This window comes from Kaistia hirudinis, from assembly GCF_014196455.1.
Taxonomy (GTDB): Bacteria; Pseudomonadota; Alphaproteobacteria; order Rhizobiales; family Kaistiaceae; genus Kaistia; species Kaistia hirudinis.
In genome coordinates this window covers 124,023-149,339 of record NZ_JACIDS010000005.1, presented here as the reverse complement: position 1 = coordinate 149,339, position 25,317 = coordinate 124,023, and the positions used below count along the sequence as shown (strand labels likewise).

Genomic DNA, 25,317 nt, shown 5'->3' with positions numbered 1-25,317 from the left:
CCGGGGCGCCGGTCCGCCGGCGCCCCGTCTCTTGTGATCCATACCCCGCATTCGATCGACGGACGGAGGTCCTGCAATGGACGGCGAAGTGCGCCCGCTTCTCCGCATGGCTGGCATCGCCAAGAGCTTCCCCGGTGTCCGCGCGCTCGACGGCGTGGATCTCGAGGTGGCGGGCGGCGAGATCCATGCGCTGCTCGGCGAGAACGGCGCCGGCAAGTCGACGCTGCTGAAGATCCTCGCGGGCGCCCAGTCGCCCGACAGCGGCTCGATCACCTTCGACGGCAAGACGATGAGCTTCGCCAATCCCCATGCGGCTCAGCGGGCGGGCATCGTCACCATCTATCAGGAATTCACGCTCGCTCCGGACATGAGCATCGCGGAGAACGTGTTCATCGGACGCGAGCCCGGGCCGGGCCCGTTCGTGAACTGGTCTAAGCTCGCCGCCGATACCGCCGCGATCACGCGCGGCATCGGCCTCGAGCGCAATCCGATGACCCTGGTGCGCGACCTCTCGGTCGCCGAGCAGCAGCTGGTCGAGATCGCGCGCGCTCTCTCGATGAATTCGCGGCTCATCGTCATGGATGAGCCCACCTCCGCCCTCAGTCTGGCCGAGGTCGACAAGCTCTTCGCCATTGTCCGCAAGCTCAAGGCCGACGGCATCTCGGTCATCTTTGTGACGCATCGGCTGGAGGAAGTGATCGAGATCTGCGACCGCTACACGGTGCTGCGCGACGGCCGCAATGTCGGCGCGGGTGCGGTCGCCGATGTCACGATCGACGACATCATCCGCCTCATGGTCGGCCGCGAGATCACCACGCTTTTCGCCCATCGCGAGGCGGGCGAGCCGGGCGAGGTCGCGCTGGCCGTCGAAGGCCTGACGCGGCGTCGCACGGCGCAGGACCCGCATGCGACGGAGCTCCGGGACGTCTCGCTCTCGGTACGGCGCGGCGAGATCCTCGGCATTGCCGGCCTCGTCGGCGCCGGCCGCACGGAGACGGCGCGCGCCATCTTCGGCGCCGATCCCTTCGATACCGGCCGCGTGCTGATCGACGGCCAGCCCGTCGATATCCGCTCGCCGCGCGACGCGATCGAGCGCGGCATCGGGCTGGTGCCCGAGGATCGCAAGCTCCAGGCGCTGTTCCTGACGCAGGCCATCCGCACGAACATGTCGATCGCGGCGCTGGATCGGCTCGACCTCTTCGGCATCTTCGTTGACGAGCGCAAGGAACGCGGGCTGGTCGACGAGTTCAAGAAGCTGCTCAATATCCGCATGGCGGGACCCGAGCAGGCGGTCGGCAATCTCTCCGGCGGCAACCAGCAGAAGGTGGTGCTGGCGCGCTGGCTGGCGCTGCGCCCGAAAGTGCTGATCGTGGACGAGCCGACGCGCGGTATCGATGTCGGCGCCAAGGTCGAGGTGCACAATCTGCTCTTCGAGATGGCCAAGAGCGGCATCGCCGTCATCGCGATCTCCTCCGAATTGCCCGAGGTGCTCGCCGTGTCGGACCGGATCGTCACCATGCGGGAGGGCCGCGTGACGGGCGAGGTGATGCGCGCCGACGCCACGCAGGAAAAGCTGATGGCCATGATGACGCTGACCAGTACGGCCGCGGCCGCCTGAGGCGATCATCGCGCCGAACGAGAGTTTTGAGGGAGGATAGGTGACGTCATGAGCGAGGCCCAGCAGGCCGCGGCACGAAACGGAGGCGGAGTCGACCTTTTCGGTCTGCTCGCCAAATTCGCGCCGCTCCTTTTCCTGATCGTCCTGATGGCGGTGTTCGCGATCCTCGAACCGCGCTTCCTGTCGTCGATCAACCTGTTCAACGTCATGCGGCAGGTGTCGATCACAGGCCTGCTGGCGATCGGCATGACCTTCGTCATCCTGACCGCCGGCATCGATCTCTCGATCGGCTCGCTGCTCGCCTTCGCCGGACTCGTCGGCGCTGCCGTCGCCAAGGGCGGCATGCAGGATCGCTTCACGGTGGGCGATGGGGCGGTCGGCTATGGCTGGCAGCTCGCGGCTCTGGCCGCGATCGCGGTCGGCCTTGCGGGCGGCTATATCCAGGGGCTCGCCATCACCCGCCTCAAGGTGCCGCCTTTCGTCGTCACGCTCGGCGGCATGTCAGTGTTCCGCGGTGCGGCGCTGCTCTTCGCCGGCGGCGGGCCGATCTCCGGCTTCGACCGCGCCTTCACCTGGTGGGGGCAGGGCAAGTTCGGGCCGGTGCCGATCCCGGTCATCATCTTTCTCGTCGCCGCCGTCATCGCCCATATCGTGCTGCGCTACACGCGCTATGGCCGGCAGGTCTATGCGGTGGGCGGGAATCCCGAGGCGGCGCGCCTCTCGGGCCTCAATGTCGGCCGCGTGATCTGCAGCGTCTATGTCATCATGGGGTTCTTCGCCGGCCTCGGCGCATTCGTCCTGTCGGCGCGGCTCAATTCGGCCGAGGCGGTGGCGGGAACGGGCTATGAGCTGACGGTCATCGCATCCGTCGTCATCGGCGGGACGTCGCTCTTCGGCGGCATCGGCTCGATCTTCGGAACCGTGATCGGCTCGTTCCTGATCGGCGTGCTGCTGAACGGCCTCGTGATGATGAACGTCTCGTCCTACATCCAGCAGATCATCATCGGCGTGATCGTGGTGCTGGCCGTGGCGTTCGACACCTTCGCCAAGTCGCGACGACGCAAGGTCTGACGCGGCGTGGGGGCGTGGGCCGGTCGCGCCGACCGCACACAGGGGGATCCGTATCGTGGCCGGGCTCGACCCGGCCACTCAACCCCTCCCGAGGCGAGGGCTTCAGAGCGGACAAGCCGGGATCGCCGCGCCAAGACCGGCAATGACACCCTGCCGGGGCCCGGACGAATCCCAATAGGGGCCTGAACGTCGATTGACTGTTAGTCGCTCTTGCGGCGGCGTGCGCTGGCGATGGCCGTGCCGAAGACATAGTCCCAGAACAGCGAGGTTACGCCGAAATTGCCGTCCTCATGACGGAAATGGTGCAGCGCGTGCTGGTGCTTGAGCCGGTAGAGATAGGTGCCCGGCGTCATCTTCCAGTGATGCAGGATATGGTGCGCCGAGGTGTAGGCGAGATAGCCGACGACCATGCCAGCGCTGAAGCCGCTGCCGATGGCGATGCCGAAGAACCACCAGGACGGGAGGACGACGGCGACCAGCAGCAGCGCCATGCTCATCCAGACCGGCGTGCCGATCAGCGCCGTCGGCGTGTTGTGGTGCATGCCGTGCAGGTCGCGGAAATAGACCAGGTGATGCAGGACGAAACGGTGAATGAGATATTCGGCGAACGTCCAGACCGCTATGCCGGCCGCGATCGCACCGACCCATTTCAGGAGGTCGACCGGCTCGCCGGTCATGAACGACGTCACGCCCAGCCCCACGATGATGACCGGGTAGACGATGAAATCGGCGTAATAGCCGACGGCCTTCAATTCGAACGTCGACATGTTTGAAATACTCGACCTTTGCCCTTCACCCCGCCACGCCAGATGAGCCGGCTCAACTTCAGTCCGCAAGGCAGTATCACGCAATCCGTTACGAATTTGCGCGAAATCGTTGCGCCGCACACGCCAGAATCCGGCATTCCCGCCAAAACCCGCCACCGCCCGCGGCGAAAAGTGACGCCGCGCGAACCGTATGGCATCGTGAGCGCATGCGCACCCTTCTTCTGATTCCGGTCCTTCTCGCCCTTGCCGGCCCTGCCGTCGCCGCCTCGCCGATCCCGGTCGAGACGCCGACCGAATCGCGGCCGCTGGTTCAACCCGTCAATATCATCAATGGAAATGATGACCGTGATTCGCTGCTTTTGCTAGGGCCGTCTCTGGGGCTCTCCGCCGAAGAAATCGCGCGCATCCGCACCGTTTCCGGATATGTCGGCTGCCTCTCGCCGTCGCCGTCCGTCGGGTCGGCTGCGCTCTTCCTCGACAATTCGCAGATCCTGACGGCCGCCCACGTGTTCTTCGAGCCGTCGGGCAAGCGTCGCTGGAAGTGCTTCTTCAAGAACCAGTCGGCCGATCCGGTGATGATCGACCTGATGGTCGACGACGCCAATGCGCGCTTCGGCTCCAAGAAGCCGAAGCCGGGCTCCAACAATGACTATGCCGTGGTGCGTCTCGTCGAGCCGATCAAGGGCGCGCGCCCGTTCCCCGTGTCCGACGTTCCGGTCCAGAAGGGCGACGCGCTGATCGTGGTGACGGCGCATCCGGCCGCCATGGCCAAGACTGTCGATCGCGGCATTCCAGTCGTGCAGAGCTGCGAGATCATGCGCGTGCCGCGCTCGAGCGAGAAGACGTCGTTCTATCGCTCGGACTGCGACGCGACCGGCGCCTCGTCGGGCGGCATGAACCTGTCACGTGTCGGCGGCGAACTTGTCTTCCGCGGCATCAACATCACCACAGGCCCGTGGCAGGATCCGAAGTACAAGGGTGCGCCCTATGACGAGAAGGGCGGCAGCGTCACCACGGCGCTCGGAACCGATGCGGCCATCCTCGCCGCCGGTCGTGCATTGCAGGCGGCGCCATGGCCGCCGGCGCCGGCGGCCTCGGGGGCCACGCCCTGATCAGCTATTGTCCACGCGCGCCTGGCGCCCATGGATCAGGGCGTCGATGAAGGCGAGCTTCTCGATCGCGCCGGGTCCCGGCGTGAACGGGTAGAGCTCCGGCTGCCCCATGCTGCGATTGATGGAATTCACCGCAACGGTCAGCGGGGTCCACGCGTCTATGATCGCGTCGAAGGCGACCTCGCGATAGGGATTGAAGTCGATCGTCGCCGAGAGATCCTCCCGTCCGGCCGATTTCGGGCGGATGCGCAGCCCGAAGGCATAGGCCGTTTCCAGCGTATCCACGATATGCAGGAAGTGGGCGAAGGTCTCGGCGAAGTCCTCCCAGGGATGCGCCGTCGCATACTGGCTGACATAGCGCTCGCGCCAATCGTCGGGCGGCGCGCTGGCATAGTAGTTCTGCAGCGCGGTCTGATAGTCGACGCTCTCATCGCCGAAAAGCGCGCGGAACGCATCCACCTGGCCGCCATCCTTGACCAGGCGGTCCCAGTAATAATGGCCGATCTCGTGCCGGAAATGGCCGAGCAGCGTGCGATAGGGCTCGTGCATGTCGCTGCGCGCCCGCTCGCGCTCGACGGAATCCGCCTCCACGATGTTGATGGTGATCAGCCCGTCCTCGTGCCCCGTCATGACGCGGAGGTCGTTCATGTCGGCGAGGAACTGGAACGAAAGCCCCGTGACCGGCTCGTCGATCTTGTTCGGAATGCGCAGGCCGAGCCGCAGCAGGCTGTACATCAGGCGATGCTTCGCCTGCTCGATCTCCCGCCAGCGCGTCGCGAAGACATCGATCGAGATGTCCGGGATCATCTGGTTGGTGCGGCAGCTGAGGCAAAGATCCTCGATGGCGTCGGCCGGCACGAGCCAGTTGCAGGCGCCATGGCCGTGGTTATGGCAGAAGCGATAGAGCGGCTCCTGATCCGGATGGGCGGCATAGAGCTGGCGGCCAGTCGGATCGAGGATGATGGGGTTGAGCGAGCGCAATCGCGCTTCGATCGCCAGATAGCCGAGTTCGCGGCTGCAACCGGCGCATGTCTCGTCCTCGAACGAGAGCCAGTGTCCGCACGCATGGCATTCGAACAGCCGCATTCGTCATTCTCCATGGGACCCGCCGGATCGCCGGCCGGGACGCTCTGTTCAATGGCTATTGGCGACGTCTTCGTCGGTGGCGAAGCGGATGGTGACGCGCGTGCCGCGATGCCGCGCGTCGTGCTCGATTTCGGCGTCGAGCTTGGTCGCGAGGGCCTGGATGATGCGACGGCCGAGCCCCGTCCCGACCGCCTTGACGCCGACCGCCGAACCGACGCCGTCATCCTCCACGGTCAGGGCGAACTGGCCATCCGCCACGCGGCCCTGCACGCGCACGGCGCCGCCGCCCTCGGGATAGGCATATTTGAGCGCGTTCAGGACGAGTTCCGTCATGATGACGCCGATGGCGATGGCGCGGTCGGGCCGCGTCGGCGCGCGGTCGATGGAGAAGACGATGCGCTCGTCCTGCGCCTCGCCGTCGACCGCGCGGGAGAGATCCTCGATCAGGCCGCCCAGATAGAGGTCGAGTTCGACCGTGTGGACGTCGTCGGAGGTGTAGAGGCGCCGGTGCACCTGCGACACCGCCATGACGCGGCCGATCGCGGTCGCGAGCACGCTCTTCACCGCCGGGTCAGGGTGTGCGGAGGCCTGCATGTTGAGCAGCGAGGCGACGAGCTGGAGGCTGTTGCCGACGCGGTGGTTCATCTCGCGAATGAGCAGCGCGCGCTCCTCCGCCAGCGCCTCGAACCGATCGCGCGCGGCGTGGATCTCGGCTTCCGCCTCGTCACGGGCCCGCTGCAGAGCGCGCGCATTGAGCGCGGAAATGAGCGCGGCGCGGAGCAGCGGGAAGAACTCGCCGGTGAGTTCCTTGATCACGTAGTCGTCGGCGCCCGCCTTCAGCGCGGCGACGGCGATGCGACCTTCCGCTTCGCCGGTCACATAGACGATGGGCGGCGGGTCGGGCAGGGCGCGGATCTTCGGGATGATCTCGAGACCGGTATGGCCCGGCATGTGATGATCGAGCGCGATGATGTCGATCCCGCCCTCGGCCGCGCGCGCGAGGCCCGCCAGTCCGTCGGTGGCGGTTTCGACGTCGAAGCCGTGCCGGGCGAGATCCTTCTCGGCCAGACGGCAGATGCCGGGATCGTCGTCGACATAGAGGACGACCGGATTGCGCGTCATCAGTGAGCCTCGGGAACCTTGATCACGGAGAAGAACAGGCCGAGCTGCCGGATCGCGTGGGCGAAATTGTCGTAATTCACCGGCTTCACGATGTAGACATTGGCGCCGAGCTCGTAGCAGCGCTCGATCTCGCGCTGGTCGTCGGTGGTGGTCAGCACGACGATCGGCGTCGCCTTCAGATGCGGGCTGCGCTTCACCGCCTGCAGGATGTCGATGCCGGTCATATCCGGCAGGTTGAGATCGAGCAGGATCATCAGCGCCTGGCCGCGCCGCACCACGCCTGTCCGATCCGGGCCAAGCAGATAGTCGAGCGCGCTCGTCCCGTCCGCGAACGCCTTGATCTCGTTGCTGACGCCGGCGCGGCGGATATTCTTTTCGATCAGGCGCGCATGGCCCTCGTCATCTTCGATCATCACGATCGTCACATGGTCGGCATCGCTCATCACACATCACTCTCTTCGGCATTTCGTGTCGGTCCGCAGTGCACGGGCCAGTTGTCGCTTGTCTTCATAACGCGCTTACCCCCGCCAGCGTTTCGGCAGGATCACGGTGAAGGTGCTGCCTTCGCCGGGCTCGCTCTCCAGGCGGATCGATCCGCCGAGGCGGCGCACCAGCGCACGGACATGGGCAAGGCCGATTCCTTCGCCCGGGCGATCCTGGGCGCCCGCACGGCGGAACAGCTCGAACACGCGTTCCCGATCCTCGGGCGCGATGCCGCGGCCATTGTCGGAAACGCGAATGATCGCGAAACCGATCTTCTCCTCGCCGCTGACGACGACGCGGCCGATATGGCCGGGCTTCAGATATTTGACCGCATTGTCCAGTAGGTTGGAGAAGATCTGTTCGACGGCCAGACGGTCGCTCTCGATCTGCGGCAGCGGCTCGATCCGGATCTCGGCGCCGACCTCCTGCGCCTGATGCGACAGCGCATCGCGCATGGCGCCGAACATCGTGTCGAGGTCGAGCATCTCGGGCATGAAGTCCCGCCGCCCGGCCCGTGACAGGTCGAGGATCGCCTTGATCAGCCGGTCCATCTTGCTGATCGACGAGGTGATGAAGCCGAGCGCCTCGTCGAAATCGGCGAGGATCTGCTGGCGTGCGGGATCCGCCGTGCCGTCGCGAGGCTGCTCATCCGCCAGGTCGCGGCGGATGGCATCGAGCTCGCCCGTGAAGCCCATGATGTTGACGAGCGGCGAGCGCAGATCGTGACTGACGATATAGGCGAAACGCTGCAGCTCCTCGTTCGCCTCTTTGAGATCGGTCGTGCGTTCCTCGACCTTCGCCTCGAGGTTCGCATTGGCGTCCGCAAGCGCCGTCTGCGCGGCGACCAGGCCGGCGATGAAGCGCCGGATCAGCAGGATCGTAATGATGGCCAGCGCGACGATGAGGCCGGCACCGAACAGGGAAACGGCGAGCAGAAGCGACGCGGTCGACCGCGAACGTTCCTTGCGCTCCTCCTGAAGCTGGATCTCGGCGTCGCGCAGGGCACGCGTGGCGTCGATGAAGCGCGTCATCAACGACTGGCCCGTCGGATCGCGGATGATATCCAGCGCCTCGGAGGGGTTGCCGGCGATCTGCAGGTCGGCGATCCGTTTCAGTTCCGCGAGCTTGGCGGATACCAGTTCGCCAATGAGCGCGGCGCGCGCCGCCTGCTCGGGATTATCCGCCACCAGCGTCTGCAGCTTGTCCACATAGCCCGGAACCACATCGACGCTGGTCCGGAGGATATCCAGATAGTCGGTGTCGGCCGTCAGCATGTAGCCGCGCTCGCCGCTTTCGGCGCGGCGGATCGCGAGCTGGAGCTGCAGCAGGGCCGATTGGACGTCCTGGGAATGGGCCGTCCAGCGGAAGTTCGTTTCCGTCTGGCGCACGAGCCAGAGCGTGGTGCCGGACATCGCGGCGAGCACGACGAAACCTACCGCGAGCAAGGCGGTCTGCACGGAAAAGCGATGTCGGGGGCCGGCTATCAGGCGGATTCTTCTGATCCTTCTGGTCGTTGCGCGTCGTGCTCGAAGGACCGGATCAGATCCGGCCGAGCAGAAGCAGGATCAGAAGAATGACGACGATGACGCCGAGCAGTCCGCTCGGCCCGTAGCCCCAACCTGAGCTGTAACGCCAACTCGGCAGCGCTCCGATGAGCAGAATAATCAGAATGATGAGAATGATCGTGACCATCGGGCGCACCTCGTCCAGTTCGGACGTTCAACATCCCGCGACAATGATGGTTCCCTTCGCCTCGCGAAAAATTTCAGGGGCGGCCGTCGAGGTGGCGGGCCCGCCTGAGTGAGGGGAAGATGTTCGCCCAGATAGCGGCGACGGCCACCGTGCCGGCGCCGCCGACGACCACGGCCGCGACGGCACCGAACAGCGCCGCCGAGACGCCGGCGCGGAACTCGCCGAGCTCGTTCGACGCGCCGATGAAGACCATGTTGACGGCGTTGACCCGGCCGCGCACCGCGTCCGGCGTCCACAGCTGGATCAGCGTCTCGCGGATATAGACGCTCACCATGTCGCTCGCGCCCATGATGGCGAGGGCGACCACGGATAGCCAGGGGAGGGTGGACAGGCCGAACAGGATCGTGCCGAGGCCGAAGATCGTCACGAAGACGAAGAGCAGCAGGCCGGCATGATCGCGCACCGGCCGGAAGGCGAGCCAGGCGACGACGGCGAGGGCCCCGACGGCCGGCGCCGCCCGCAGCATGCCGAGCCCCCAGGGGCCGACCTCGAGAATGTCGCGGGCATAGACGGGGAGGAGGGCGGTCGCGCCGCCGAGCAGCACGGCGAAGAGATCGAGCGAGATCGCGCCGAGCACGATCTTCTCCTTCCAGACATAGCGGAAGCCGGCGATGACGGTGTCCCAGCCGGCGGATTCCGCCAGCCGCATCTGCTTCGGTCGGGCGATCGAGAGCAGGGCGACGAGGCCGAGCGCGATCAGTCCCGCCGCAGCCGCATAGGGCGCTTCGGGCGCCAGCCCATAGAGCAGCCCGCCGGCAACCGGTCCGACGATCGTGGCGATCTGCCAGGCGCTCGAATTCCAGGCGATCGCGCTGCCGAGATCTTCCGGCGGCACCAGGTTCGGCGCCAGCGCGCCGGAGGCCGGGCCGATGAAGGCGCGGGCAATGCCGAAGCCGAGCAGGATCGCGAAGACGATGCGCACATCCGTGCTGCCGGACAGGGTGAAGGCGATCAATCCGAGAATGCAGGCCGCCTCGCCGGCAATGCACAGCGCCATGATCGTGCGGCGGTCATAGCGATCGGCCACGGCGCCCGTGACGAGGACGAGCGCGAGCGCGGGAATGAACTGGACGAGGCCGATGATGCCGAGATCGAGCGGATCCTTGGTCAGGTCGTAGACCTGCCAGCCCACGGCGACGGAGACCATGTTGACCGAGAAATTGGCGGCGAGGCGGGCCAGCCAATAGAGCGTGAAGCTCCTGTGGCGAAACGCTCCCCAGTGGCTGCGCGGCGTCGCGGACATGTGGTGGCTCTTGCGTGGACGGATCGATGCGGTGCGCGAGCGCGCCGACGGACGCGGCGATCGGCTCCGCTCCGGGGAATGGGAGGGCAGGCCGATTGGCTCTAGCCGTCCGCGCGGGCCGCGGCAACGGCAAAAGCGGCGACGCAGCCTTCCGCGCAAACGAAAAGGGCGCGGCAAGCCGCGCCCTTTTCAGGGAATCCAGGATGGAGCGCCTCAGTCGAAGCGGCCGCTCGCATGGGCGAGCATCGTGTAGACCTTGCCGGTATCGGAGACGAGATAGGCATTGCTCGTCGTCGGGTCCTGGCGGGTCGCCTCGGCGAGCAGGCGCTCGAAATCGCCGACATAGCGGTCGACCGCGGCGCGGAACTCGTTCTCCTGCTGATACTTGCGACGGATCTCGTCGAAAGTCTGCTGGCCCTGCAGCGTGTAGAGCCGGCGCGTGAAGACGTTCTTCTCGCCGCGGCGATGACGCTCCCACAGTTCGGCCGCCGCGCGCGGATCGATGGCGCGGGCGATGTCCGCCGAGAGATTGCCGAGCGATTCCGCCGTGCCATTGCCGCGGCCATTGGCCGAGCGGGCCTCCTTCGGCGCCGGAACGGCGTCCTCGTCGCGCGAGGCGCGGCGGAGCAGATCCGACACCCAACCGCGCTGCTCGCCATCGGCAGCGGCAGGCGCCGCCTCGGCGACCGGCTCGGGCTGCGGGGCGGCCTTGGCCGCTGCCCGGGCCTCGCGCTGCGGCGCGGGGGCGGGACGGGCGGCCGGCGCGCTCGGCGCAGGAGCCGGCTCGCTGCGTGCAGCAGCGGACCGGGCGGGCTTGGCCGGAGCGGGCGCCGGGGCCGGCGCGACCGCAACCGGAGCCGATGCCGGCTGGCTGAAGATCCCCGCGGCGCTTTGGGGCGCAGCGGCGGCCTTCGGCGCGGGTGCCGGGGCGGCGGGCTGGCGAAGCGCGGCAGCCGGCGGCTCGAACATGCGGCTGCGGCTCGGCTGCGTGGACGAGGCGGGCAGCGCCACGTCGAGCGCCTTGCCGTGCTTGGAGATGATCTCCGACAACTCGGACAGAGCCTTGAGCTGATCGGTCACCACGCGGCGCATGGCATCCGCGCTCTCGCGAGTCTCGTTCGGCAGCTCGAGAATGCCGCGCTTGATCTCGGTGCGCGTCGTCTCGAGATCCTGCTGCATCTCCTTGGTGGCGGTGCGCATGCCGTCGGTCGCCGAGGCAAAGTCCTTGGCGGCCTGCTCCATGACGGCCGACATCTCGTCGATGAGCGCGCGATTGGCGGCGCGCACGGCTTCCACCGTCCGCGTTCCGGCAGCGCCGGCCGTCTCGCCGAGACCCTCGATGCTGGCCACGACCGACTTGGTCGCTTCGGCGCTCGACTGGGCGAGATTGCGGGCGACCTCGGCAGCGCGCTCCTCGGCCTCGCGCAGCGAAGCGCTCACCGTGTCGGTGAAGGACTTCATGCGGAGGTCCAGTTCCTGCGAACGGCCGGCCAGGCTGCCCGCGAGATGCTCCAGCGTCAGGCGGCGCTCGTCGAGGCCCGTCTCCATGTCCGTGTTGGCCTTGGAGAGGTTCTGCGCGGCTTCCTGGAGCGAACGGCCCTGTTCCTCGAACCGGCCGGCGACGACGCCGACATTGTCGAGCACTTCCTTCGACACGTCGCGCAGCATGGCGACATGCGAGGCGAGCATGGACGAGGAGCTCTGCGTGTTGCCGATCGCCTGCTCGATCGAGACGGCGAATTCGCTGGTGCGCGAGGCGAGGCCGGTCTCGATCTGGTTGAGATTGTCGCTCGTCTTGTCGAGCAGCGAGCTCAGCATGTCGTTCGACTGCGCCAGCCGCTCGACGATGCCGGCGACGTCGGAGTTGAGACGCTCATTGGCGAGGCCGAAGCTGCGCGACACGGTCTCGCTGCTGTCGAGCAGGGTGCGCGCCGCCTGGTCGGTGCTCGAAAGCACCATCGAGACGACCTCGCTGCCCTTCGAGGCCAGCAGGTCGACCACCGAGTCGCCGACCGTGGCAACGCGGCGCGTCAGCTCGTCGCCGCGCTGGTCGAGCGCGCTGACGAGACGGTTGCCCTCGCCGTCGAGGAGACGGGCAAGCTCGGACGAGCGGTGGCCGAGCACCTCGTTCAGCGTCTGCGTGCGCTGCTCGAGCGCCGTCGCAACCGCAAGCGCACGGCCGGACAGGTTCTGCTCGACCTCGCTGGCAATGCCCGTGAGGCGGCCGGTGACATCGTCCGAGAGGCTGGCGAAGCGTTCGCTGGTCTCGGTCGAGACGCGCGTGATCTGCTCCGTGACGCTGTCGGCGAGACCGGTGATCCGGCTGGTCGCGTCTTCCGAAAGGCGCGCGAACTGGCTGCCCGCCTCGTTGGTGGCTTCGGCGATCTGGCCGCTGACCTCGACGGAGACGCCGGCAAAGCGGCGGGTGGCCTCGCCCGAGACGCGGGCGAGATGATCGCCGGCCTCGGTCGTGACTCGCGCCATCTGGTCGCCGACCTCGCCCGCCATGCTGATGAGGCGGCCGGCAATGTCGCCCGAGAGGCGGGTGAAGCGGTCGCCCGCTTCCTCGGTGCTGCGGTTGAGCTGGTCGCTGACTTCCGCCGCCGAACGGCTGAGGCTCGCAGTCGCTTCCGCCGCCGACGTGGCGAGCAGGTCGATGGTCGAGGACGCGACCTGGCTGATCGCCTGCGAGGCTTCCGTCGTGGTCCGCGTGACGACGTCCGCGGCGCTTTCCGCCGAGCGGGCGAGCGACTGGGTCGCTTCCTCGCCGGAGCGCGCCAGGAACTGGATCGATTCCTCGGTGTTCTGGCGCAGCGAATCGGTGGTCGTGGCCGAGGCCGAGACGAGCCGCTCCGTGGCCTCCGACAGCGAATTCACGATCTGCTCCGCAACGCGCACGGATTCGCGGCCGAGCGTCGAGGTGATGTCGCCGAGGCGCGTCGAGAGGATGCTGTCCATCTGCGCGGCGCGGGCGTCGAAGCTGTCGGCTGCCTCGATGGCGCGCTGGCCGAGCGTGTCATTGATCGACGTGGTCCGCTCCGAGAGCATGTCGGACAGTGCCTGGGTGCGATCGGTCAGGCGATCCGAGATGTCGGAGAGGCGCACGTCGATGATCGAGTTGATCTCGGCATGGCCGGTGGCGAAAGCGTCGGCGATCTGGCGCGTGCGCTCGACCAGCGTCTGGCTGATCTGGCGCGAGCGGGCGTCGAGCGCCTCGTCGATGCGGCGGGTATTGCCGTCGAGCAGTTCGGAGGCGGCGTTGAGCTTCTGCTCCATCGTGTCGCCGAACACGCCGATCCGGTCGGAAAGGCTGGTGTCGAGCACATTGGCCCGCTCCGAGAAGCGGGTGATCAGCTCGGGGCCGCGCACTTCGATGATGTCGCGCAGCGCCGCGAAGCGCTCGTCGAGGCCGGTCGCGATGGCCTGGCCGCGATCGGCGATCAGTTCGCCGAAGCGCGTCGAGGTGTCGACGATGCGGTCGTGAACGATGATGGCGCGGTTCTCGATCTCGTTGGCGAGGTCGTTGCCCGAGGCCACGACGCGCTCATGCGCCGCATTGGCCTGGCCGACGATGTCCTCGACCAGCGTCGAGCCGGTCGCGAGGATCCGCTGGTGCACGGCGCCGGCGCGGTTCTCGATCTCGCTCGCAATGTCGGTGCCCGAGGCGACGATGCGCTGGTGGGCGGCGCCGGTGCGGCTTTCGATCTCCTCGATCAGCGAAGAGCCGGAGGCGACAAGACGCTCATGGGCGGTGCCCGTGCGGGTCTCGATTTCCTCGATCAGGGAGGAGCCGGAAGTGACGAGCCGCTCATGGGCGACGCCGGTGCGGCTCTCGATCTCTTCGATCAACGATGAACCGGAGGTGACGAGGCGCTCATGGGCGACGCCGGCGCGGCTTTCGATTTCCTCGATCAGCGAGGAACCGGAGGTGACGAGGCGCTCATGCACGGCGCCGGCGCGGTTCTCGATCTCCTCGGCCAGCGACGTGCCGGAGGTGACGATCCGCTCGTGCACGGCGAGGGCGCGGTTCTCGATCTCTCCAGCAAGATCGGAGCCCGAGGTCGCGATCTGCTGGAAGGCGGCGCTCGCCTGGCCGGCGATCTCGGCCGACAGGGTCGAGCCTGAGGCGATGATCTGGCGATGGACGGTGTTGGCGCGCTCTTCGATCTCGCGTGCGAGGCCCGAGCCGGACTGCGTCAGCTGCTGGAAGGCGGCGTCGGCGCGGTTGGCGATCTCGTCGACGAGGCCCGAACCCGACGCGATGATGCGCTGATGCACCGCCGTGGCGCGTTCCTCGATCGCACGGGCGAGGCTGGACCCCGTCTCGTTGATCTGCTCATGCGCGGCACTCGCCCGGTTGGCGATCTCCTCGGACAGCTCGCTGCCGGAGGAGACGATGCGCTGATGGACGTTGTTGGCGCGGCTCTCGATCTCGTCCGCGACACCATAGCCCGAGGTAACGATCTGCTCGTGCGCGGCGCCGATCTGGTTGGCGATATCGCCGATCAGCTCCGAGCCCGTGGCGATGATGCGCTCATGGACCGCCGTCGCGCGGTTCTCGATCTCGTCGGCCAGCGAGGTGCCGGCGGTGATCAGCTGGTGATGGACGGCGCTCGCCTGGCCGGCGATCTCGCTGACGATACCCGAGCCGGAGGCGACGATGCGCTCATGCACGGCGCCGGCGCGGTGCTCGATCTCGTTGACGAGATTGGTGCCCGAGGTGACGATCCGCTCATGGGCGATGTCGGCGCGCTGCTCGATCTCGCGGGCAAGGCCGGAACCCGAGTCGACGATGCGGCGATGGGCCGAATCCGCGCGTTCCACGATCTCGGACGAGAGGCGCGAGCCGGATGCGACGATGCGCTCATGCGCCTCGGCGCCCTGCTGCTCGATCGTCGCGGCCAGATCGCCGCCGGAGGCGAGGATCTTCTCGTGGATCGTCGTGCCGCGGGTCTCGATCGCGTCGGCCAGCTGCTGGCTGGTCTCGATAATGAGGTCGTAGACGGCCGTGCCGCGGCTCTCCATCGTCTCGATCGCGTCGCGGCTCGAATTGATGAAGCGGTCATGCAGCATGCTGGCGCGGGCGGTCATCGTCTCGGCGATCTCGTTGCCGGAGGCGATGATGGTCTCGTTGACCTTGAGGCCGCGCACGGCGATGGCCTTGGCCACCTCGCCGCCGACGCTGGCGAGCCGCTCGGTAAGCTCCGCGGCGCGGGCGTCGAAGGCCTCGTTCACGGCGCCCGAGGCGCTGTCGATCGTCTCGCGCAGCGCCTGGGTGCGCGCCTCGACGAGATTGGCCATCAGGTCGCCGGCGGCCGTCAGGCGCTCGGCCAGGCTGCCGCCGTCGATCGAAATGGCGTCGTTGATGCGCTCGCCGGTGATGGCAAGGCGCTCGGCCAGCTCATCGCCGCGGGCCGAGATCGTGTCGGCGACGCGCATGCCGGTCTCGTCCAGGCGCTCGCTGATCTCCTGGCCGCGGATCGCGAGATCGACGACGAGGCTGTCGGCATTGGCCTTGAGCGCGGCATTCACCTCGCGGGTGTGGTGCGAGATCGTCTCGGCAACCTGATTTCCGGTGATCGAGATCGACCGGGTCATCTCGACCGTGCGGCGGTCGAGGCCCTCATTGAGCTCGTCGGCAATGCGGGCCAGCGTGTCGCTGACTTCGCGGCCGCGCTCGGCGACCGTATCGGCCATGGCGCGGCCGGTGGTGTCGAGCGTCTCGTTGATCTCGGCGCTGCGCGCGAGCAGCTGGTCCGTCACGTCCATGCCGGTCCGCGTCAGCGATTCCGTCACGTCGCCGACGGCCGACGACATGCGGTTGACGAGGTCCTCGCCGCGCACCGACAGCTTGTCGATCATGGAATCGCCGGCGGCGCCGAGCGCCACGGTGATCTGCTCGCCGCGGTCGGAGAGCGCCAGCGTGATGCGGCTGCCGGATTCGATGACGTTCTCGGCGATCTGCTCGCTCGCCTCGCGGAGGTCCTTGGAGAGCGACTCCTGGGCCGACACGATCGACGTGCGGACGCGCTCGGAATTGATGACGATCGCCTCGCGCTGATTGGCGAGGTCGTCGATCAGCCCGCGCATGCGGACTTCATTGTCGGAATAGGACCGCTCGAGGGCGGCGACCTCGTTATGCACCAGCAGTTCGAGTTCGCTGGCGCGGGCGAGCGCACGCTCGATGCCGTCGCCCATGGCGGCGACTTCGCGGCGGATCGCCTGGCTGACGGTCACGACGGCCTCGGTCGCGGCCTGCTCCGGCTCGGCGAGGCGGGCTGCCACTTCCGAGATCGAGCGGGCGGCGATGCGCATCTCCTGGGCACGCGCCACCATGATGGCGATGCCCCAGACGATGCCGACGGGCAGCGCGAGCGCGAGAGCGATGTTGGCGAACTGGGCCACGCCGAGCTCGCCCTGGCCGGCGAACGGATTGATGCCGGCCTGCGAGAGATAGAACAGCACCGCACCGACCCACACGACCGTGAGGAGGAGGGCGGCGGGATAGATCAGGCGCGAGGGCCGGCGGACCGGCAGGCCGGCGCCGGTGACGCGGCGGTCGTCATTGGCCGCGACGCGGTTCCGTCGCTCACCGCGGCGCTGGCGGGGCGAGGCGTCGTCATTGCCGGCGGCGCGCGGCGCATCGGGGCGCGGCGCCTGCGGGCGGGGCGAGGCAGCGGCTGCGGCCTGCGGAGCAACTTCGGACTTGCGGGGCGCATCGGCGCGGCGCGGGCCGGCATTGCCGCGCGGCGATTCATTCGGCCGCTCGTTCATCCGCGGCTGCTCGAGGCGGCGATCGCGCGGGCCGCCGGACGGCACGGGGCGATCCGAAGGATCAACGGAGGGCGAGCTGAAATCATTCCGGAGAGCCTGCTCCACGGCGGAGAGCGCTGCGTCCGCCGGGTCCTTGGACTTCGGAGTGTTAGCCATTCTTTAAGCCTCGCGTCCGTACTCGATACTTCACCGGCCGCTTCGACGAGATACGATTCGTCGAAAGCACGAGGATGCCTGCGGAACACGACAGTCCCGCGCCAAAAGCGCGGCACATTCTGCCTGGCCCCGTAGATCCGCCGTTATCCGCAACGTCCCCCGGACGAGGCAGATTGGCCTCCACACCCTTGCCCACAGCCCCACGTTTTGGCACATTCACGGCGAGGGCACAAGGAAGTCCGGCTCTGCAAGCCTTCCCTGTCAACAGCTTGGACGGGGCGACGAAAGCGTCGCGGGAACGGATCGGGAGCGAGCTCCTTGGGCGTCAAGCGCAGTGCATCTCCGCGTGGCAGCGGCCCTTCCGCAGCACAGCGTCGCTATCTCGAACGCGGGCTCCGCGAGCCCGGCGGCAAGCTGCCGCTGTTCGATCGCAATGGCCGCGAGATCGATCCACGCACCGTGCGCTCCTGCATCGAGCGAGCCTGGGCGGCGCCCTGGTTCGACAATCCGCTCAAGCCCGACTGGCTGATCTGCAAGCTCACGCCGGCCGGTCTTGCCGCGCTCGCGCCGGGCGCCCTCGACGAATCCGATGCCGTCTGATCCGCCGATTGATACGGCTCTTCTGCTTGCAAACGCCGGCGGAGACGTGGCGCTGGCGCTCGACCTGCTGCGCACCTTCCGGGACGCGCTCGCTGCCGAGGCGGCCGGCCTCGACGATATGGAGGCAACAGCGGTCCGCGTTGCGCTCGCGCACAAGGTGAAGGGTGCCGCGCTGGTGATCGGCGCTCGCGGCCTCGCCCTTGCCGCCGAAGAGGCCGGGCAGGGCGCGGCGGGCGGAGGCTATCAAACGGCCTTCGCCGAGACCTGCGCGGCGATCGACGCCATGCTCGCCGCAGGTCGCCTCGTTCCGGGCGAGGCATAATCGGTCGCACCGCCGTTCAAAGCCTTCCTCTTGTGGGCGCTGCGGCAAATCGCCTATGAGGTTGCGCCCAGTATTTCAGCGAGAGAGCGCCTGAAGAGGCCATGGCCAAGATCACCTATATCGCCTTCGATGGAACCGAATATGTCGTTGAGGCGAAGGATGGTTCGACCGTCATGGAGAACGCCGTCCGCAACGCCGTGCCCGGCATCGAAGCCGAATGCGGCGGCGCCTGCGCCTGCGCGACCTGCCATGTCTATGTCGATCCGGCCTGGGTCGAGGCCACCGGCGAGCCGGAGCCGATGGAAGAGGACATGCTGGACTTCGCCCATGACGTGCAGCCGACCTCGCGCCTTTCCTGCCAGATCCGCGTGAGCCCGGCGCTTGACGGGCTGGTGGTTCGGGTCCCCGAGAGCCAGGGATGAGCCTCGCCGGCAATATTTTGCCGGCGGAATGCGCTCTCGTGGAACAAAGATGCTTTGCAGGGGCGGGGTGAGCGGCTAAAGCTGCCGCGGCATCTCAGGATTTACGGATCTTCCCATGAGCGAAACGATCGAAACCGACGTCGTCATCGTCGGCGCCGGCCCTGTTGGCCTGTTCGCCGTCTTCGAGCTCGGCCTCCTCGACGTGCGCTGCCATCTGATCGACATCCTGGACAAACCCGGCGGCCAGTGCGCCGAGCTCTATCCCGAGAAGCCGATCTACGACATTCCCGGCTTCCCGATCATCACGGGGCAGGGGCTAACCGATAATCTGCTCGCCCAGATCAAGCCGTTCAGCCCGACCTTCCATCTCGGCGAGATGGTCGTCTCGCTCGAGCGTCTCGAAGACGGCCGCTTCCGCGTCCAGACCGACGCCGAGACCGTCTTCCTCACCAAGGTGATCGTGATCGCAGCCGGCGGCGGATCGTTCCAGCCCAAGCGCCCGCCGGTTCCCGGCATCGAGGCGTTCGAGGGGCGTTCGGTCTTCTATTCCGTGCGCAAGATGGACGCGTTCCGTGACCACGACATCCTGATCGTCGGCGGCGGCGATTCAGCGCTCGACTGGACGCTGAATCTGCAGCCCATCGCCCGTTCGGTCACGCTGATGCATCGCCGCGACGCGTTCCGCGCCGCGCCCGACAGCGTCAACAAGATGCGCGCGCTCGCCGAGGAGGGGAAGCTCAACCTCGTCTTCGGGCAGGTGACGGGGCTGAAGGGGGGCGACGGCCTGATCGAGGCGGTCGAGATCATCGACAATGATGACAAGACCCATCACCTGCCGGCGACGCGGCTGCTGCCCTTTTTCGGGCTGACCATGAAGCTCGGGCCGATCGCCGACTGGGGTCTCAATCTCCACGAGAACCTGATCACCGTCGATACCGAGAAGTTCCAGACCTCCGAGCCCGGCATCTTCTCGATCGGCGATATCAACTGGTATCCCGGCAAGCTGAAGCTGATCCTGTCCGGCTTCCACGAGGCGGCGCTGATGGCGCAGGCCGCGAGCCGCATCGTGTTCCCTGACAAGAAGGTGCTGTTCCAGTACACCACCTCCTCGACCAGCCTGCAGAAGAAGCTCGGCGTCGCCTGACGCCGAGGTTATCTCCCGCGCTACCCGCTCGTTCAGGCCCGCTCAGCCGGCCTTGAACGAGATGACCTTGCCGGCCGCATCGGCGGTGCAGGTGGCGCGGTCGCCGCGGACGGCGATCAGCTGCATGGTCTGCGATCCATCCGCATTGAGTTGCGAATTGCCGACCGTGACGTCCTCCGCCTTGATGCCGAGCGCCTGCGCCATGCGTGCCGTGCAGGCCGCGGCCTCGCCCGTCTGGTCGCCACCGGCCGTCGCCTGCGAGGCCGGGACCATGTCGCTGCTCGACTGGCAGGCCGCGAGGCCGAGGACGAGAAGGAGGCCAGCACCGGCCCGGAAGCAGTTCTTCATCATGCGTCTCCCCGTGAATGCGCGCGCCCTCTGTTCCACGGAATCCGGGCGCTTGTCGAGCGGGAAGGGGCGATCTCAGAGCGTGCGGGTCCAGGTCTCGCCGATGAGGCGTGGCCCGAAATCGGTATGCTCGGCGGCCTCGACGCAGCGAAAGCCCGCCGCCTCGTAGAGCCGTCGTGCCGTGACCAGCACGTCATTGGTCCATAGCACCATCTTGCGGTAGCCGGCCTCGCGCGCGAAGGCCATGCTTTCTCCGAGCAGGCGGCGGCCGAGCCCTTCGCCGCGCGCTTCCGGCTCGACGAGCAGCAGGCGCAGCTTGGCCGTCTCGTCATCGGCGCGCACCACCATGACCGAGCCGAGCCGGCGGCCATCGCGCTCGGCGATCAGGCAGGTCTCGCGCGCGGGATCGTTCTCTCTCAGGAAGGCGGCGACGATGTCCGCGACGAGCGCCTCGAAGCGGCCGTCGAAGCCATATTCGCGCGCATAGACCGTGCCGTGGCGCTCGACGATCCAGCCGAGATCGCCGGGGCGATGCCTGCGGATCGCGATCGGCATGGGCGGGGAGAGCGGCGCGCCGAGACTGCGCGCCATGTCCTCCGTCGCAGCCAGGAAGGCCGCGCGATCCTCGTCCTGCAAGCCATCCAGCAGTCCGGCCACCGAGCGGCGGGAATCGTTCTCCAGCCGGCTGTAGGCGTCCTGGCCGGCGGCGGTGAGGCGCAGTTCGCGGCTGCGGCCGTCGGCATCCGAGCGCACCGCCTCGACCAGCCCGTCGCGCACGAAGCGCGCGAGCAGACGGCTCAGATACCCCGCATCGAGGCCGAGCGCGGTGCCGATCGCCTTCGCCGTCGTTCCCGGCGCTGCGGCAATCTCATAGAGAATGCGTGCCTCGGTGAGCGAGAACGGGCTCCCTAGCAGCGTTTCGGCGAGCACGCCGATCCGCTTTGTATAGAGGCGGTTGAAGGCGCGGACGCGGTCGACCGCGTCGTCGGGCAGCGTGACATCCAGCATGATCCGGACGCTCGCCGAACTACTTGCTTTTGTCAACTATTAGCATGCGTTGCGGCCAGGCCACGCCCCCGCGCCAAACCGACGCGACTCCCGCATGCCGAGTCGTTCGCGTACACCGATCCGGCTAGACTGGCCGCTCAACGCGAGCGGGATGGATTGATGGCCGACGACAAGGAACGCTACCAGAAACAAAAGCCGCGCCGCTCTGCGCCGGCCAAGACCGTGAGGCTCTCCGAGGACGCGAAGCGCGCCTATGAGGAGCTGATCCAGAAGCGGGACGAGCGCGAGCGCGAATATGCGCGGCACCTCTCGCAGGACAACAAGCCCCGCTAGGACAGATCGGCATTCAGCCGATGCCGGGCTGCAAATGGGGCTTCCCTGCGCTTCCGGTGCTCACCTACGGGACGTAGGCTCCGCTCCGGTTCTCGGAAACCCGCCATTTTCGCCGCGGCCCGGGCCGAATGGCGATCCGTCCCGCCTTGGGCTCAATCGCCGACCGGACGGCCCTTCGTCGCGGCGTTGAGCCGCGTCAGTTCGGCCATGAAATCCGTCATCGAAGGCGCCGGCTCGGCCCGGAAGGGGAGCGGGCGGCAGACATCGATGGCGGCGATGCCGACGCGGGCCGTGAGAATCCCGTTGATGACGCCCTCGCCGAGCCGGGCCGAGAGGCGGGCCGCGATGCCGTGGCCGAGCACCTGCTGCACGAGGGAATCGCCCGCCGCCATGCCGCCGGTCACTGCGAGATGGGCGATGACGGTGCGCGCGAGGCGGAGGAAGCCGAGCGTTCCCGGCCGGCCGCCATAGAGTTGGCCGAGCTGGCGGATCAGCCGCAAAGCCGAAACCAGCACGAAGATCACGTCGACGGCGGCGCGCGGCGAGATGGCCGTGACGACCGTCACCCGTTTGGCCGAGGCCAGAACGAGCGTGCGCGCGGCCGCGTCGAGATTGCGCATCAGTTCATGCTCGCCGAGCGCGATCAGGTCGCGCCCGTCGATGATCTCGGCGGAGTGGCGTTCAAGCGCGGCGCGGCCATGCGCCGTGTCGGGCCGGGCGGCATAGAGCGATACGAGATCGCGCACCACAGTACGCGCCGCCTTGCCGTCGTCGCGGGCCGCGGCATCCACGGCTTGCGCCCGCAGCCGCTCGATATGGCGCAGCCGCACCAGGCCGGCGATTTCGCGTATGGCGATGGCGAGCACGGCGAGGAGAGCGACGCCCGCAGCCGCCAGCGCGAACCAGCCGAGCCATTCCGCGCGGTCGAAGAGGTCGCGCACCAGCTGGTCGACCCACAGACCGATGGCGAGCGAGACCAGAATTCCGACGGCGCCGAAGAAGAGGTCCGCCCAGCGCGCCGGCCGGCGCGGCTGCGGCAGCTGCGCTTCGATGGCGGCCTCGTCCGGCTCGCGCAGCACGATCGGCCGGTCGTCGGCGCGGTCGGCCGCATCCGGATCGTCGGTCACGCGGATATCGTCGAGGCGGAAGGCCGCCGGGCGGCGCGGATTGTCGGCGCTCATGCCAGGCGATCTCCGATCAGGAATTCGAGCGCCCGGTCGAGGCGGATATGCGGCAGCGACAGCGTCACGCCCTCGGCGGTGCGCTCCAGCGCGGGTGGGCGGAAGCGGACGAAGCGGAGCGGCGCCGCGGCGCGTCCGACCTCACGAACCGATTCCGGATCGCGCGGCAAGTCGCCGGGAAAGAACGCGATTTCCGTGCGGCCATCATAGGTTTCGCCGGCGAAGCGCTCGCCGGGGAGCGGCGTTCCGATGATCGAGGGCAGCTTCTCGCCGCCATGCGAGACGATGCCTTCCTTGGTGGCGCGCACCGAGGCGAGCGCCGCGATCTCGACGCGCGCGCCCGCCGAGGCCGCGCGGTCGATCGCGGGGGCGAGCAGGCTGGCGAGGATTCGCTCCAGCCGGTCGTGGTCGGCATGGTGGAGATGATCGGCCTTGGTCGCGCCGATCAGGATCCGGTCGATCCGCCGCGTCAGCAGGCTGCCGAGCCAGGAGGTCGTGCCGGGGCGGTAGCAGGAGAGGATCTCGGTCAGCGCCGCGCCGAGATCGGCGACCGCGGCCGGCCCGGCATTCAGCGCCTGCAACGCGTCGACCAGCACGATCTGCCGGTCGAGCCGGGCGAAATGATCGCGGAAGAACGGCTTCACGACGACGTTCTTATAGGCCTCGAAACGGCGGCCCATCATGCGCGCGAGCGAGCCGGCCGGCGTCGCATCCGGCGCGCCGGGCAGGGGGCAGAAGGTCAGCGCCGGCGAGCCGTCGAGGTCGCCCGGCATGAGGAAGCGGCCGGGCGGCAGCGTCGACAGCGCGTTCTCGTCGGCGCGGCAGGCGCGCAGATAATCGGTGAAGAGCGCGGCGAGCTCCTTGGCGACGACATCGTCCTCCGGCGCCGCCGGATCGATCGTGGCGAGGCGCGCCAGCCAGCGTTCCGCCGCGCTGGCGCGGGACGGATCATGGGCGAGCGCGAGTGCCTCGCGCGACCAGCTCTCGAAATCCTTGCCGAGCAGCGGCAGGTCGAGCAGCCACTCGCCGGGATAATCGACGATATCGAGATTGAGCGTGCCCGAGCCGAAGCGCTGGCGCAGGAACGAAGCGGAATCATAGGCGATGGTGAGGCGCAGCTCGCTGATGCGGCGCGTCGAATCCGGCCAGATCCGCTCCTCGACCAGCGCGCGGACATGGTCCTCATAGTCGAATCGCGGCACGTCGTCGTCCGGCTGGGGCTCGAGGCGGGCGTCGGAGATGCGGCCCGTCGAATAGGCACGGAAGAGCGGCAGCCGCCCGCCATGGACGAGGTTGTGCACGAGCGCGGTGATGAAGACCGTCTTGCCGGCCCGCGCGAGGCCGGTGACGCCGAGCCGCACCGTAGGCGAGAGGATATCGCCGGCGCGCTCGCCGAGCGTCGAGAGCGCGATGCGGGCTTCATCGGTAAGCGAGGAGAAATTCAATCGCGTCCATCCCTGCCGGTCCGCGGGCATGTAGGCATGCCGGGCGGGCGGCGGTAGATGCCTGGCGTCCTATTCGTCGTCGGAGGGCGGCTCGCCGCCGACCACTTCCAGCTCGCGCGGGCGGAAGAAGGCCACGATGCGGCCCGTGCGCGGGTGCAGCTCCGACCATTTGTGGATGTCGAAATCGATCACGGCGAGGCCGGCGGTCGGGAACTTGCCGGCGATCTCGTCGCGCAGCGCCGGATTGCCATTGCCGATCAGCTCGAGCGCCGTCTCCTGCACCGTCGGATTATGGCCGATGAGCAGCAGCGTCCGCGCGCCGCCGCCGAGCGCCGAGATGCTGTCGATGTAGGCGTCGTGACCGACCTCGTAGAGATCGCGCGTGACGCGGATGTCCACGTCGCTGGTGATCAGCGGCAGGATGCCGATTAGCGTCTCGCGCGTGCGCCGTGCCGACGAGCAGAGGATGCGGTCCGGCATCAGGCGATGCGTCGCCAGATGCTCGCCGATCATCTGCGCCGCGCGCCGGCCACGCGGCGCCAGCGTCCGCTCGAAATCGGGCTGTCCGGAGACATCCCAGGACGATTTGGCGTGGCGCAGCAACAGGAGGCGCATCATCGTCGAGGTCATCTCCCGTCAGGGCATCGATGGGTGGTCTTGCGGCATCATTCTTGCCGCGATGCCGCCCGATCCGCAAAGGAATTGGACGCATCTGCGAAGACGCGCTCCTAGCACGAAAACGGCCCGCGGTCGAACCCGCGGGCCGTCCGGATCGGTCCGAGTGGCCTTAGCGGCAGAAGACCTGCTGGCCGCCCTTGGCGATGAAGTAGCCCGTATTGGGATTGAAGCTGCGATAGCGCGCCGAGCAGTACTGGTACCACTCCTGCGTCCAGGCAGGGGGTGCGCCGGGCGGCGGTACGCGGCCGGGCGGCGGCGGCGGCACGCGTCCCGGCGGGGGCGGGGGCACAGGGCGCGCGCTGCGGGCCATGCAGTCGTTGAAGACCTGGTCGTAGAGCGACTGCCACTGGCGACCGCCCTGCGTGCCGCCGACGATGGCGCCGCCGGCGCCGCCGATCAGCGCGCCCGTGCCGGCACCCTTGTTGCCATTGATGATGCCGCCGAGCAGCGCGCCGCCGGCCGCGCCGAGCACGCCGCCGACCGCCGCGCCGCCGAGCGCATTGCCGCCGGCATTCTGGTTCGCATAGTCACGCGCGACGCTGTCGCAATATTGCTGCTGCGCCGCTGCGCTTCCCGCCGTGCCGGCGAGGGCGGCGATCGCAACCCCGATCCCCATCAAGCTCTTTCTCATAACGTCTTTCCTCTTCGGCAC

General features: G+C 67.9%; 22 protein-coding genes. 8 read left to right on the top strand and 14 right to left on the bottom strand.

Annotated elements, in window-relative coordinates; all coding sequences use genetic code 11:
* Positions 1-76 precede the first annotated feature (76 nt).
* On the top strand, positions 77-1,618 hold the full coding sequence (locus tag GGR25_RS19310) for a sugar ABC transporter ATP-binding protein (protein WP_183400508.1): 1,542 nt from the start codon (positions 77-79) through the stop codon (positions 1,616-1,618).
* 48 nt (positions 1,619-1,666) lie between these two features.
* Positions 1,667-2,689, top strand: coding sequence for an ABC transporter permease (locus GGR25_RS19305; RefSeq protein ID WP_183400507.1), 1,023 nt, complete (start codon positions 1,667-1,669; stop codon positions 2,687-2,689).
* A 200-nt stretch (positions 2,690-2,889) separates the two neighbouring features.
* Here the strand turns inward: GGR25_RS19305 and GGR25_RS19300 are convergent, their stop codons facing one another.
* Positions 2,890-3,456: a sterol desaturase family protein gene (locus tag GGR25_RS19300; protein WP_183400506.1), complete on the bottom strand. Its 567-nt coding sequence runs from the start codon at positions 3,454-3,456 to the stop codon at positions 2,890-2,892.
* 206 nt (positions 3,457-3,662) lie between these two features.
* Here GGR25_RS19300 and GGR25_RS19295 point away from each other — a divergent pair, with 206 nt between their 5' ends.
* Positions 3,663-4,568, top strand: coding sequence for a trypsin-like peptidase domain-containing protein (locus GGR25_RS19295; protein ID WP_183400505.1), 906 nt, complete (start codon positions 3,663-3,665; stop codon positions 4,566-4,568).
* On the opposite strand, the gene GGR25_RS19290 is transcribed toward GGR25_RS19295, so the two are convergent.
* The 7 genes from GGR25_RS19290 to GGR25_RS19260 all read right to left on the bottom strand — a co-directional run bounded on the left by GGR25_RS19290 (position 4,569) and on the right by GGR25_RS19260 (position 17,028).
* Positions 4,569-5,654 (bottom strand): zinc-binding metallopeptidase family protein, encoded by a 1,086-nt coding sequence (locus tag GGR25_RS19290; RefSeq protein ID WP_183400504.1) that lies wholly within the window; start codon positions 5,652-5,654, stop codon positions 4,569-4,571.
* A 48-nt stretch (positions 5,655-5,702) separates the two neighbouring features.
* Positions 5,703-6,776 (bottom strand): sensor histidine kinase, encoded by a 1,074-nt coding sequence (locus GGR25_RS19285; RefSeq protein WP_183400503.1) that lies wholly within the window; start codon positions 6,774-6,776, stop codon positions 5,703-5,705.
* Positions 6,776-7,219, bottom strand: a complete 444-nt coding sequence (locus GGR25_RS19280; RefSeq protein ID WP_183400502.1) for a response regulator — start codon at positions 7,217-7,219, stop codon at positions 6,776-6,778. The genes GGR25_RS19285 and GGR25_RS19280 overlap by 1 nt, the downstream gene beginning before the upstream one ends.
* A 75-nt stretch (positions 7,220-7,294) precedes the next feature.
* On the bottom strand, positions 7,295-8,716 hold the full coding sequence (locus GGR25_RS19275; protein WP_343068122.1) for a sensor histidine kinase: 1,422 nt from the start codon (positions 8,714-8,716) through the stop codon (positions 7,295-7,297).
* Between the two features lie 82 nt (positions 8,717-8,798).
* Positions 8,799-8,951, bottom strand: coding sequence for a DUF3309 family protein (locus tag GGR25_RS19270; protein WP_183400501.1), 153 nt, complete (start codon positions 8,949-8,951; stop codon positions 8,799-8,801).
* A gap of 73 nt (positions 8,952-9,024) precedes the next feature.
* Complete coding sequence (locus tag GGR25_RS19265) at positions 9,025-10,254, bottom strand: MFS transporter (protein WP_183400500.1); 1,230 nt, start codon at positions 10,252-10,254, stop codon at positions 9,025-9,027.
* 213 nt (positions 10,255-10,467) lie between these two features.
* On the bottom strand, positions 10,468-17,028 hold the full coding sequence (locus GGR25_RS19260) for an apolipoprotein A-IV repeat region-like domain-containing protein (protein WP_183400499.1): 6,561 nt from the start codon (positions 17,026-17,028) through the stop codon (positions 10,468-10,470).
* Positions 17,029-17,502: 474 nt separating this feature from the next.
* On the opposite strand from GGR25_RS19260, the gene GGR25_RS19255 reads away from it, so the two are divergent.
* The 4 genes from GGR25_RS19255 (at position 17,503) to GGR25_RS19240 (ending at position 19,672) form a co-directional block, all read left to right on the top strand.
* Entirely contained in the window at positions 17,503-17,784 is a 282-nt protein-coding gene (locus GGR25_RS19255) for a hypothetical protein (protein WP_183400498.1), read from the top strand.
* Between the two features lie 46 nt (positions 17,785-17,830).
* A complete protein-coding gene (locus tag GGR25_RS19250) occupies positions 17,831-18,106 on the top strand; it encodes a hypothetical protein (RefSeq protein ID WP_183400497.1) in 276 nt (91 codons plus the stop codon).
* Between the two features lie 101 nt (positions 18,107-18,207).
* Positions 18,208-18,528: a 2Fe-2S iron-sulfur cluster-binding protein gene (locus GGR25_RS19245; protein ID WP_183400496.1), complete on the top strand. Its 321-nt coding sequence runs from the start codon at positions 18,208-18,210 to the stop codon at positions 18,526-18,528.
* A gap of 115 nt (positions 18,529-18,643) precedes the next feature.
* On the top strand, positions 18,644-19,672 hold the full coding sequence (locus tag GGR25_RS19240; protein WP_183400495.1) for an NAD(P)/FAD-dependent oxidoreductase: 1,029 nt from the start codon (positions 18,644-18,646) through the stop codon (positions 19,670-19,672).
* A gap of 42 nt (positions 19,673-19,714) precedes the next feature.
* Here GGR25_RS19240 and GGR25_RS19235 read toward each other — a convergent pair whose 3' ends face one another.
* On the bottom strand, positions 19,715-20,020 hold the full coding sequence (locus GGR25_RS19235; protein ID WP_210300025.1) for a hypothetical protein: 306 nt from the start codon (positions 20,018-20,020) through the stop codon (positions 19,715-19,717).
* Positions 20,021-20,095: 75 nt separating this feature from the next.
* Positions 20,096-21,028: a bifunctional helix-turn-helix transcriptional regulator/GNAT family N-acetyltransferase gene (locus GGR25_RS19230; protein ID WP_183400493.1), complete on the bottom strand. Its 933-nt coding sequence runs from the start codon at positions 21,026-21,028 to the stop codon at positions 20,096-20,098.
* A gap of 159 nt (positions 21,029-21,187) precedes the next feature.
* On the opposite strand from GGR25_RS19230, the gene GGR25_RS19225 reads away from it, so the two are divergent.
* The gene (locus GGR25_RS19225; protein ID WP_183400492.1) at positions 21,188-21,361 is read left to right on the top strand and encodes a hypothetical protein; all 174 of its coding nucleotides are present in this window, start codon (positions 21,188-21,190) and stop codon (positions 21,359-21,361) included.
* Between the two features lie 152 nt (positions 21,362-21,513).
* Here GGR25_RS19225 and GGR25_RS19220 read toward each other — a convergent pair whose 3' ends face one another.
* The 4 genes from GGR25_RS19220 to GGR25_RS24815 all read right to left on the bottom strand — a co-directional run bounded on the left by GGR25_RS19220 (position 21,514) and on the right by GGR25_RS24815 (position 25,296).
* Positions 21,514-22,542 (bottom strand): YcjF family protein, encoded by a 1,029-nt coding sequence (locus tag GGR25_RS19220; protein ID WP_183400491.1) that lies wholly within the window; start codon positions 22,540-22,542, stop codon positions 21,514-21,516.
* Positions 22,539-24,017, bottom strand: a complete 1,479-nt coding sequence (locus GGR25_RS19215; protein WP_183400490.1) for a YcjX family GTP-binding protein — start codon at positions 24,015-24,017, stop codon at positions 22,539-22,541. Before GGR25_RS19215 ends, GGR25_RS19220 begins: the two co-directional genes overlap by 4 nt.
* A gap of 39 nt (positions 24,018-24,056) precedes the next feature.
* Positions 24,057-24,605: a SixA phosphatase family protein gene (locus GGR25_RS19210; RefSeq protein WP_246410050.1), complete on the bottom strand. Its 549-nt coding sequence runs from the start codon at positions 24,603-24,605 to the stop codon at positions 24,057-24,059.
* 169 nt (positions 24,606-24,774) lie between these two features.
* Entirely contained in the window at positions 24,775-25,296 is a 522-nt protein-coding gene (locus GGR25_RS24815) for a BA14K family protein (RefSeq protein WP_246410049.1), read from the bottom strand.
* Between the last annotated feature and the right edge of the window lie 21 nt (positions 25,297-25,317).

Excerpts from the sequence above, each read along its gene's own strand:
- GGR25_RS19310 (WP_183400508.1), top strand. The coding sequence starts at position 77 with ATGGACGGCGAAGTGCGCCCGCTTCTCCGCATGGCTGGCATCGCCAAG.
- GGR25_RS19305 (WP_183400507.1), top strand. The coding sequence starts at position 1,667 with ATGAGCGAGGCCCAGCAGGCCGCGGCACGAAACGGAGGCGGAGTCGAC.
- GGR25_RS19300 (WP_183400506.1), bottom strand. The coding sequence starts at position 3,456 with ATGTCGACGTTCGAATTGAAGGCCGTCGGCTATTACGCCGATTTCATC.
- GGR25_RS19295 (WP_183400505.1), top strand. The coding sequence starts at position 3,663 with ATGCGCACCCTTCTTCTGATTCCGGTCCTTCTCGCCCTTGCCGGCCCT.
- GGR25_RS19290 (WP_183400504.1), bottom strand. The coding sequence starts at position 5,654 with ATGCGGCTGTTCGAATGCCATGCGTGCGGACACTGGCTCTCGTTCGAG.
- GGR25_RS19285 (WP_183400503.1), bottom strand. The coding sequence starts at position 6,776 with ATGACGCGCAATCCGGTCGTCCTCTATGTCGACGACGATCCCGGCATC.
- GGR25_RS19280 (WP_183400502.1), bottom strand. The coding sequence starts at position 7,219 with ATGAGCGATGCCGACCATGTGACGATCGTGATGATCGAAGATGACGAG.
- GGR25_RS19270 (WP_183400501.1), bottom strand. The coding sequence starts at position 8,951 with ATGGTCACGATCATTCTCATCATTCTGATTATTCTGCTCATCGGAGCG.
- GGR25_RS19265 (WP_183400500.1), bottom strand. The coding sequence starts at position 10,254 with ATGTCCGCGACGCCGCGCAGCCACTGGGGAGCGTTTCGCCACAGGAGC.
- GGR25_RS19260 (WP_183400499.1), bottom strand. The coding sequence starts at position 17,028 with ATGAACGAGCGGCCGAATGAATCGCCGCGCGGCAATGCCGGCCCGCGC.
- GGR25_RS19245 (WP_183400496.1), top strand. The coding sequence starts at position 18,208 with ATGGCCAAGATCACCTATATCGCCTTCGATGGAACCGAATATGTCGTT.
- GGR25_RS19240 (WP_183400495.1), top strand. The coding sequence starts at position 18,644 with ATGAGCGAAACGATCGAAACCGACGTCGTCATCGTCGGCGCCGGCCCT.
- GGR25_RS19235 (WP_210300025.1), bottom strand. The coding sequence starts at position 20,020 with ATGAAGAACTGCTTCCGGGCCGGTGCTGGCCTCCTTCTCGTCCTCGGC.
- GGR25_RS19230 (WP_183400493.1), bottom strand. The coding sequence starts at position 21,028 with ATGCTGGATGTCACGCTGCCCGACGACGCGGTCGACCGCGTCCGCGCC.
- GGR25_RS19225 (WP_183400492.1), top strand. The coding sequence starts at position 21,188 with ATGGCCGACGACAAGGAACGCTACCAGAAACAAAAGCCGCGCCGCTCT.
- GGR25_RS19220 (WP_183400491.1), bottom strand. The coding sequence starts at position 22,542 with ATGAGCGCCGACAATCCGCGCCGCCCGGCGGCCTTCCGCCTCGACGAT.
- GGR25_RS19215 (WP_183400490.1), bottom strand. The coding sequence starts at position 24,017 with ATGCCCGCGGACCGGCAGGGATGGACGCGATTGAATTTCTCCTCGCTT.
- GGR25_RS19210 (WP_246410050.1), bottom strand. The coding sequence starts at position 24,605 with ATGATGCGCCTCCTGTTGCTGCGCCACGCCAAATCGTCCTGGGATGTC.
- GGR25_RS24815 (WP_246410049.1), bottom strand. The coding sequence starts at position 25,296 with ATGAGAAAGAGCTTGATGGGGATCGGGGTTGCGATCGCCGCCCTCGCC.